This is a genomic window from Cryobacterium sp. 10I1, from assembly GCF_035019805.1.
GTDB lineage: Bacteria > Actinomycetota > Actinomycetes > Actinomycetales > Microbacteriaceae > Cryobacterium > Cryobacterium glucosi.
The window spans coordinates 1-9,414 of sequence record NZ_JASJVF010000127.1; the positions used below are offsets into that span (position 1 = coordinate 1).

The 9,414-nt window shown below is 68.9% G+C and carries 10 protein-coding genes; 2 read left to right on the forward strand and 8 right to left on the reverse strand.

All coding sequences use genetic code 11. The features are described from left to right. The 8 genes from QN345_RS11705 to QN345_RS11740 form a co-directional block, all read right to left on the reverse strand. On the reverse strand, positions 1 to 422 hold a 422-nt coding region (locus QN345_RS11705; RefSeq protein ID WP_323508672.1), incomplete at its 3' end, for an SDR family NAD(P)-dependent oxidoreductase. Then, the gene (locus QN345_RS11710) at positions 419 to 850 is read right to left on the reverse strand and encodes a chorismate mutase (protein ID WP_134446217.1); all 432 of its coding nucleotides are present in this window, start codon (positions 848 to 850) and stop codon (positions 419 to 421) included. The genes QN345_RS11705 and QN345_RS11710, both read right to left, overlap by 4 nt. 104 nt (positions 851 to 954) lie before the next feature. Next, positions 955 to 1,842: a DMT family transporter gene (locus QN345_RS11715; protein WP_322189897.1), complete on the reverse strand. Its 888-nt coding sequence runs from the start codon at positions 1,840 to 1,842 to the stop codon at positions 955 to 957. Positions 1,843 to 2,144: 302 nt separating this feature from the next. Continuing rightward, complete coding sequence (locus QN345_RS11720) at positions 2,145 to 3,431, reverse strand: adenylosuccinate synthase (protein ID WP_322189142.1); 1,287 nt, start codon at positions 3,429 to 3,431, stop codon at positions 2,145 to 2,147. Further along, positions 3,431 to 3,925 (reverse strand): DUF3151 domain-containing protein, encoded by a 495-nt coding sequence (locus QN345_RS11725; protein ID WP_134446215.1) that lies wholly within the window; start codon positions 3,923 to 3,925, stop codon positions 3,431 to 3,433. The genes QN345_RS11720 and QN345_RS11725 overlap by 1 nt, the downstream gene beginning before the upstream one ends. Before the next feature lie 138 nt (positions 3,926 to 4,063). After that, positions 4,064 to 4,636: a TetR/AcrR family transcriptional regulator gene (locus QN345_RS11730; protein WP_134446214.1), complete on the reverse strand. Its 573-nt coding sequence runs from the start codon at positions 4,634 to 4,636 to the stop codon at positions 4,064 to 4,066. A gap of 38 nt (positions 4,637 to 4,674) precedes the next feature. Next, on the reverse strand, positions 4,675 to 6,639 hold the full coding sequence (locus QN345_RS11735; protein WP_323508673.1) for a YhgE/Pip domain-containing protein: 1,965 nt from the start codon (positions 6,637 to 6,639) through the stop codon (positions 4,675 to 4,677). Further along, complete coding sequence (locus QN345_RS11740) at positions 6,640 to 7,317, reverse strand: ATP-binding cassette domain-containing protein (protein WP_134561955.1); 678 nt, start codon at positions 7,315 to 7,317, stop codon at positions 6,640 to 6,642. It abuts the gene before it with no gap. A 257-nt stretch (positions 7,318 to 7,574) separates the two neighbouring features. Between QN345_RS11740 and QN345_RS11745 the strand changes: the two genes are divergently transcribed. Beyond that, entirely contained in the window at positions 7,575 to 8,243 is a 669-nt protein-coding gene (locus QN345_RS11745; RefSeq protein WP_322189138.1) for a hypothetical protein, read from the forward strand. A gap of 11 nt (positions 8,244 to 8,254) precedes the next feature. Next, positions 8,255 to 9,414, forward strand: a 1,160-nt coding sequence (locus QN345_RS11750) for a YhgE/Pip family protein (protein WP_323508674.1), incomplete at its 3' end; no start/stop codon positions are given.

Genomic DNA, 9,414 nt, shown 5'->3' on the forward strand with positions numbered 1-9,414 from the left:
GGCGTGCGCAACAGGGCAGGCAGGGTGAGCGCGGTGAGGTGAAAGTGCCCGAGGTAGTTCGTCTCGAGCACGATCTCGTTGCCGGCCGCGCTCGACTCGCGGGTCCGGGGCGGGTGCACGATGCCGGCGTTGAGCACGAGTCCGTCGAGGCGGGGCAGCTCGAGCAGCAGCACGGCGGCCGCGCGCACACTGTCGGCGTCGGCGACGTCGAGGTTGATCGTCGAAACGGATGCCCCGGGTACCCGTCCGCGGATGGCCGCGATCGCGGCATCCGCCTTCACGGGATTGCGGCAGGCCAGCACGACGTGCGCACCGGTCGCGGCGAGTTGTTCGCTTGTGAAATAGCCGAGGCCGGCGTTGGCGCCGGTGACGACGAAGGTCTTGCCGGACTGGTCGGGGAGGTGGCGCGGGTCCCAGCTCACGACGCCGGGCCTGCGGGTTCCGCAGTCGCAGGCGCCGGTGCACCGATCGCCGAATCGGGCATGACCCCGATGGCAGCGCCGGGTGCCTGCCCGTCTCCCACGCCCGGCTGGCCGCCCGCGATCGCCACGTGATGGTGAATGACCTCGGCGACGATGAAGTTGAGGAACTTCTCGGCGAAACCGGGGTCGAGCCTGGCCTCCTCGGCGAGCGCACGCAGACGCTGGATCTGCTGCAGCTCCCGCGCGGGGTCTGCGGCGGGGAGACCGTGCCTGGCCTTGAGTCGTCCGACCTGCTGGGTGAACTTGAAGCGCTCAGCGAGCATGTGGATAAGGGCGGCATCGATATTGTCGATGCTCTGGCGGATGCCGTTCAATTCGTCGATCGCATCCCGCCCCGCACCGGCGGGCAATTCCTCGTGTTCGGCCATGACTGAACGATACCGTGCGCACCCCGGCGCGAAAGCGGGTGAATCGTCGTTATGGCTGCCGCAGACCGACGATTCACCCGCTTTCGCGGGCAGTGGTCAGGCGGCTAGGCGAGGGCGCGGCGCGGCAGGGGCAAGCGGATGCGCTTCTGCGCGAGCAGGATGCCGAGCAGCACGAGGAGCGCGCCCAACGGCTCGTTCCAGGACAGCGTCTCGCCGAGCAGCAGCACCCCGAGCACGACGCCGACGACGGGCGTCACATACGTCACCGTCGACGCGTTCGTCGGGCCCCAGGCGCGGAGCACGTTGATGTTCCAGATGTAGGCGAGCCCGGTGCCGAGGGCGCCGAGAGTGAGCAGGCTCAGGACGATCGCCGGGCTGAGCGACACCGGGTGCCAGGCCAGCACGGGCGTGAGCAGCAGCATGATCGCCCCGCCGAGCCCGATGTTGAGGAACGCGAACGTCGCCCCCGCGATCGGCCGCCCGCTCAGGAACCGGCGGGTGTACCCGAACGTGAAGCCGTAACACACCGCCGCGCCGAGGCAGGCGAGCTGGCCCCAGAGGTCCCCGGTGAGCGCCGCGTAGCGCCACGGCCCGATGATCACGAGCACGCCGGCGATGCCGACGACCACCCCGAGCACCTGCCCGCGCCCGAGCCGTTCGACGCGGAAGGCGAGGGTCGCCATCAGGGCCGTCATGATCGGTGTCACGGCGTTGTAGATGCTCGCGAGGCTCGAGGACACGTACTGCTCGGCCCACGCGAAGAGGAGATGCGGCACGACGCATCCGCTCACCGCGATCACGAGGAAGTGCAGCCACACGGCCGCTTCGCGCGGCAACACGGGGCCGTTGTTCACCCGGGGCCGGGTGATGAGCACGATCAGGCCGAGGGTGAGGCCGCCGAGCACGAGGCGCGACCAGGCGACCTGCCCGAAGCTCACTCCGGTGAGGGCGACCTTCATGAACAGGAAGCTCGAGCCCCAGACGACGCCCATGCCGAGGAACTGCAGCGCGACGACGGCGCGACGAGCAGGCTCGCCGGGAGCGGGTACTGCAGAAGTGGGGGCGTCGCGCGGGGCGGTGCTATCGGTCACCTGCCGACTGTAACGTGTGCGGCCGTCGGCGTCGGCCCCCTCTGAGCGCAACGTCTGGAACCCGCCGGTGAATGGCAGCATCCGCTCGTTCGAAGCGGCGCGCGACGACGTGAGACGACAAGAGACGACAAGAGCGGATGCGCCCCGCGCATCCGCTCTTGTCGGTTCAGACCCTTGCGGCCCGGCTCAGCTCAGCTCAGCTCTCAGTTGATCAGGTCGTGGCGGGACACGATCGCTTCGCGGCCGGGGCCGACGCCGATCGCGGAGATGCGGGCGCCGCTCATCTTCTCGAGCGCGAGCACGTAGTCCTGGGCGTTCCGCGGCAGCTCCTCGAAGGTGCGGACGCCGGTGATGTCCTCGGTCCAGCCGGGGAAGTCCTCGTAGATGGGCTTCGCGTGGTGGAAGTCAGACTGCGAGACGGGCACCTCGTCGTGGCGGACGCCGTCGACGCTGTACGCGACGCAGACCGGGATGGCGGCGAGGCCGGTGAGCACGTCGAGCTTGGTGAGCACGAAGTCGGTGACCCCGTTGATGCGGGCCGTGTAGCGGGCGACGGGTGCGTCGTACCAGCCGCAGCGGCGCGGGCGGCCGGTCGTGGTGCCGAACTCGAAGCCCTTGGCGCGCAGGAACTCGCCGGATTCATCGAAGAGCTCTGTCGGGAACGGGCCGGCGCCGACGCGGGTCGTGTACGCCTTGACGACGGCGAGGACGCGGTCGATCCGGTTCGGGCCGATGCCGGATCCCGTGACCGCACCGCCGGACGTCGCGTTCGAGGACGTGACGAACGGGTACGTGCCGTGGTCGACATCCAGCATCGTGGCCTGGCCGCCCTCGAAGAGCACGGTCTTGCCCGCAGTGAGCGCCTGGTGCAGGAGCAGCGCGGTGTCTGCGACCATCGGGCGGAGGCGCTCGGCGTAGCTGAGCAGGTCGGTCACGATCTCGTCGACCGAGATCGCGCGACGGTTGTAGACCTTGACGAGCAGGTGGTTCTTCTGGGCGAGGGCGCCCTCGACCTTCTGGCGGAGGATGTTCTCGTCGAAGAGGTCCTGCACGCGGATGCCGACCCGGTTGATCTTGTCGGCATAGGTCGGGCCGATGCCCCGACCGGTCGTGCCGATCTGGCGCTTGCCGAGGAAGCGCTCGGTGACCTTGTCGACCGTGCGGTGGTACTGGGTGATGATGTGCGCGTTGGCGCTCACCCTCAGCCGGGACACGTCGACGCCGCGGGAGATCAGCGCGTCGAGCTCCTCGAAGAGCACCTCGATGTCGACGACGACGCCGTTCGCGATGATCGGCGTGACGCCGGGGGTCAGGATGCCGGAGGGCAGCAGGTGCAGCGCATACTTCTCGCCGTCGATCACCACGGTGTGCCCGGCGTTGTTGCCGCCGTTGAACTTGACGACGTAGTCGACGCGGCTACCGAGGAGGTCGGTGGCCTTACCCTTGCCCTCGTCGCCCCACTGGGCTCCGACCAAAACGATCGCTGGCATTAGTTCTCTCCTCGGATGAAAAACGCCTCGGTGATCGGGGCCGGGTCATCGGCCCGGTAGCCGTCTGGCGTGATGGTTTCCTGGTCGATGCGCGCGATCGCGGTCGGATCGGCGTCGTTCAGGAAGACGGTGAGACGGTCGAACTCGTCCTGCTCGTTGATCTCGGCGGCGGAGCGGCGCAACGCATACAGGGCGCGCAGCACCCCGCGGTTGGGCTCGTGGGTCCACGGGATCGGGCCGTGTCCGCGCCAGCCGGCCTTGCGGAGGGCGTCGAGGCCGCGGTGGTAGCCGACGCGGGCGAAGGCATAGGCCTCGATGGTGCGGCCTTCGAGGTGGGCGACATCCGCCAGCACCGCCCAGGCCAGGGAGGACGTCGGGTGCGCGGCGACGAGGGACGGCAACGCGTGGCTTTCGGTACTCCGGAGCGCCGCGATCACCTCCGGTTCCGCGGGAAGGAGGGTCTCGGGCTGGTCGATCAAGTTTTCGCCGGTCACACTCGATCCTAACGCGGTGAGCACTCTGAGCCCCACGGAACCTGCCGCCACCCCCGGGCTGATGCCCGGAAATGTCCCGGTTTCGCCATCGCGTCGCCGCGGCCGGGAGTGCGAACCGGAGTGCGACCGGGCGCGGGATCAGGCGAGCAAGCCGCCCGAGAGCGACTCGAGGATGGCCCCGGAGACCTCGTCGCGGTCGCGGTCGGGATCGAACACCAGCCATTCGAGGCCTGCCATGAGCACGGCGCCGAAGACGCTCGACGCCATCAACCCGCTCGTTCCCGCTGCCGCCGTGGCCGGACGGGCCTCGGCGATCGCCTCCGCGAAGACGGCGAGGGCCTCGTGCCGCAGGGCGAAGAGGGTCTTCTGCCAGGCCCGGTCGGTGCGGAAGATCTCGGCCGCCATGAGCTTGGCGAGTCCCGCGTTCGACTCGATCAGGTCGAGGAGCACCGCGATCAGCGCGACGAGCGCCTCCCGCCCGTGCAGCCCGTCACGCGCCGCCCGGAGGGAGTCGGAGAGCGAGCCGACCCCCTCCTCCAGCAGCGCCTCGAAGAGCTTGTCCTTCGAGCTGAAGTTGTAGTACAGGCTGCCCTTGGCCACGTGCGCGAGCTCGGCAACGTCGTCCATCGTGGTGCCGGTGATCCCGCGGGTGGCGGCCAGCTCCAGCGCGGCGTCCAGGATCGCCCGTTTTGTTCCCGTCGCACGTGGCATAGTCGGTCCCTTCGTCGCACTCGGTTCGGGTCGCAACCCTAGATGGTCAGTTCCGGGTGCAGCCGGGTGATCGTCCACATCCGCTGCCGAGACGCGCTCCAGGCGCTGATCGCGATCGAGCCGACCAGGATGCCTACGAGAACGAGCACGGAAAGCCACAGTCTAGAGTCGATCCCGCCCGTGATGAGCTGCCGCAGCCCGGTGACGACGTAGGAAGCGGGCATCCACGGGTGCAGGATCTGGAAGAACTCCGGCGTGGTCTCGACGGGATAGGTCCCGCCGGAGGAGCTGAGCTGCAGCATGAGCAGCACCAGGCTGATCACGCGGCCTGCCGCCGTGCCGAACAGGATGATGAACATCTGCTGCAGCGCCAGGAACGCGAGCGTTGTGAGGTAGATGAACGCGGACATGCCCAGCCAGTGCGCCGGGGTCAGCCCGATGCCGTAGACGAGCACCAGGACCATGATGATGACCTGGCTCAACCCGATCGCCATGGCCGGCAGGAAACCGGTCATCGTGGCACGCAGGCCCGAGGCGGCGCTGGCGAGCGCGCGGGTCGGCAGGGCACGCAGGATGAGCCAGGTGATGAGTGCACCGACGAAGGTGGCCAGGGCGAGGAAGAAGGGCGCGAAGCCCTCGCCGAAGCTGTCCGAGGCGTTCTCCCACCGTTGATTGAGGTCGACGGGGTTCGCGATCACCGCGGCCTTCTCGGAGATCTGCGCGTCGGTGAGGCTGGGTGCGTCCGCGGCTCCGGTCGCGAGGGCATCGGCCAGGGTGTGGCTGCCGTCGGCGAGTTGCACGGTGCCGGACTGCAGGGCGGTGCCGCCCGCGACGAGCTGGCTGCTGCCGTCGACGAGGGTGCCGGTTCCGGCGGCGAGGCTGTCCGCACCGGTGGCGAAGTTTCCGCTCAGCGTCGCGTATCCCGAAACCTGGGTGGCAGCGCCCTGCGTCTTCGTGTTGAGGGTGTCGGCTCCGGTCGCGAGCTTCGTCACGGTCGACAGGAACGCGGATGCCGGCGTGCCGGCCGGGGCAGCGGCCATGGCCGCCTCCAGTTTCGCGAGGCCGTCGTCGAGGTCCTTCGTCCCGGTTGCGAGCTGTCCGGTTCCCGTCGCGATCGAGGTCGCCCCCGCGGCGAGCTGGTCTGAGGAGTCCGAGAGGGTGGCTGCCCCCGTGGCCGCCGAGGCGAGTCCATCGGACACCTTCTGGGTCCCCGCGGCGACAGTCGACGCGCCGTCGGAGAGCTTCAGCGAGGAAGAGGAGAGCGTTGCCGCGCCCGAGGACAGCGTGCCTATCCCCGCGGCCAGCGTCGACGATCCGTCGGCCACCTGTGCCGCGCCGTCGTCAAGGGTGGACGCGCCGGCGGAGAGGTCGTTCAGCCCGGCGACGAGAGTGCCTGTGCCGGATTCGGCCGTGCTGAGGCCGTCTGCGAGCGTTCCGGCACCGGCCGCGGCGGTGCGGATGCCGTCACCGGCCTTGTTCACGGCCACGAGCATCGTGTTGACGGTCTGGTCCCCGATGTTCAGGGACACGGCGTCCCGCAGCTGGATCATGGCCTGCTTGCCGAGGGTGGAGGCGAGGAAACTGTTGCTGTCGTTGTAGTCGACGAGCACCTCGGCAGCGGTCGGGGTGTCTGTGCCTGCGGAGATCGCATCCGTGGAGAAGTCTGCGGGGATGGTGACGGAGAAGTAGTAGTCGCCGTCGGTCACCCCGGTGGCGGCGTCGGCCGCGCTGGTTTCGACCCAGCCCAGGTCGTGACCGTCGAGGAGCTTGCCGACGAGGTCGTTGCCCGCGGTCACGTCCGTGCCGTCACGGACGGCGCCCGTGTCGGAGTTGACGAGGGCGACCGGGAGCTTGCTGAGTTCCTTGTCCGGCGCCCAGAAGGCCCACAGGTAGAGGGCGCCGTAGATCAGGGGAATGAACATCAACACGACGAGCGCGATCTTGGGCAGGGTGCCCTTGCCGAATCGGCGCAGTTCGGTGCCCGTGGATAGGAAGGCGAACATCTAGCGAATCTCCTGGTTCATGTACTGGACGGTCGGTTCGAGTCCGAGTTCCGCCCACATTTCGTAGTCCGGTGCGATGGCCGAGGCGATCACGGGAGTGCCGGCTGCGACGATCGCGCCGAGCCGGGCCCAGAGCAGGCGGCGTGCCTCCGGGGAGTGCACCTGCTCGACCTGGTCGAAGAACAGCACGCTGGGCCGACTCATCATGGCCAGCGACGCGCGGAGGAGCACCATCTCGACCTCGTCGAGGTCCCAGATCATCGTGCTCGCGGCCGGAACCGGGATATCGCCGAAGACCGGCGCGCAGACGCGGACGACCTCGGCGTCGTCGACCGCCCGGATGAAGGACCACCAGGGGGCGAGCCAGGCGTGGCGCTCGCGGATGGCCGCCCCGACGGTGACCGACTCTTCGAGGGAGTCGATGCCGTGGAACCCGGACACGCCGGTGCGGCGCTGGACCCGGCGGGCGCGGCGGGGAAGGTCTTCGCCGAGCACCGACAAGGTTCCGGAGGTTGGCCGCATCCGCCCGGCGAGGGTGAGGAGCAGGCTCGTGCGCCCACTGCCGGCCGGGCCGCAGATGACCGTGAGGCCGTCGTCGGCGCTGAAGCTGATCGGCCCGTAGACCAGGCCTCGTTTGTAACTGACAGTCAGTTCGTCCGCTACCAGTGTCGCCTGCACGTCGTTCCTTTCGTGGCGGTACTCGTTTTGTACCGACTAGTCAGTATAGATCCGTCGAACGCCCCGCGCAAGCAGGTCCGGCTTCGTCCACCTCGATCACCCGACGACCCCGCGTCTGACCAGAACTGACTAGTCAGTGAAAATCACGTGCTGGTGAATTAGAGTGGCCTCAGTCCCAGCGCCGCGATGCCTATTCCTTCCCCCCGGAACCCGTGCCGACGTCGTATGGGTTTCCTCTCACCTCCGGAGGCGCTCGCATGCGCGTTAACCTCTCGTCCGTCACCAAGGGCCCGAGAGACTCTGCCCTTCCGTCGACGACCCTGGAATTCAGCAGTGGCGCCGTCGCCTTCGCCCGGGCCGAGACCGAACGCCGTCCCACGGTCCTCGGCCTCATCGCCTCCGGCCGGATGCGCCCGGACAGCGGGACCGTCACGATCGACGGTCACACCGACTACGCCGCAGTGCGTCGCCAGATCGCTCTCGTCGACGCCCTCGGCGTCTCGGAGCCCGCCGCGGACGTCATGGTCGAAGACGTCGTCGCCGAAGAGCTCATGTTCGCCGGCCTCCGTCGCAAGTCCACCCAGCACCTGCTCGCCGGGCTCGGCCTCGCCGACCGGGCGCGGAGCGACATGGGCGACCTCGCGCCCGACGACCGCATCCGATTGTTGACCGAACTGGCCGTGCTGCGCGACGGCGTGCTGGGGCTTGTGCTCACCTCTCCCGACCGCCACGGCGGCGATCCGCTCGGCTGGTGGGACATCGCCGGTGGACTGGCGGCGCGTGGCTATGCGGTGCTCGTCATCGCCGGCGACGCCTCGGCGCACGCCATCGCTGACCTCGAGCTCGCCAACCTGGAGCCGGACGGCATGCTGCCCGCCGGACTCACCCGCTTCCCCGTCACCATCCCCGGAGCCGATGTCCTGTGAAAGTTTTCGCCATGATTCGCGCCGAACTGGCGCGACTGACCGCAACCGTGATGTCCCGGGTCGCCCTCGCCGCCCTGCTGCTCGTGCCCGTGCTCTACGGCGGCCTGTACCTGTGGGCCAACCAGGACCCGTATGCGGGTCTCGACCGCGTGCCGGTCGCCCTCGTCGTCGCCGACACGGGGACGGTCATCGACGATGTGAGCCACAACTACGGCGACGACATCGCAACGCAGCTCACCGACGCCGGAGCCTTCCAATGGCACCGTGTCTCCGCGGCCACGGCCGCGGCCGGCGTCGCCGACGCGAGCTATGACTTCAGCGTGACCATTCCGGCCGACTTCTCCGAGGGCATCGCATCCTCGGCCACGTCGACACCGCGGAAGTCGGTGATCACCCTCACCACGAACGACACGAACAGCTATCTCGCTTCGACGATCGGCGGCCAGGCCGCGACGAAGATCCGGGAGGCCATCGTCTCGAAGGTCAATGAGGAAGCGGCCGACCGGCTCCTGATCGGCTTGTCCGACGTGCGCTCGAGCCTCGTCACGGCCGCGGACGGCGCGACCAAGCTGACGGATGGCGCGACGACCGCCTCCGACGGGAGCGCAAGCCTCGCAACCGGTGCCGCCCAGCTCTCCAGCGGCGTGGGCGTGCTCGCCTCCGGCCTCGGCCAGCTCGCGACCGGAACGAGCCAGCTCTCGAGCGGGGCAACGAGCCTTGCCACCGGGACTGCGACGCTCGCGACCGGCGCCAGCCAGGTGTCTGCAGGGGCGACGAAGGTCTCCGGCGGCGCTGCAGACCTCGCGGCCGGAACGAAGAAGCTTGCCGACGGGACAGTCCCGCTCTCCACAGGAGCGGCCTCCGTGTCGGCAGGGACCAAGGCGCTGCTTGAGAAGGGCGTGCCTGCCCTTTCCGCGGCTACTGGCGATGCAGTCACGACACTTAACGCGACGACGACGACAGCTCTCGAATCGAGTCTGACCGCTATCAGGACACAGCTGACGTCGGCCAATCTCAGCACCGCCGATGTTGACGCTGCGCTCCTCCAGTTGACAACCGTCACTACCGGTATGAAGACCGCCAGCGCGCAGGCAGCCGGAGTCCAGGCCGGCCTCGACGGCCTCATCACGAAGGACGGAAAGCTCACGGCCCTCAACGCGGGTGCGGGTGG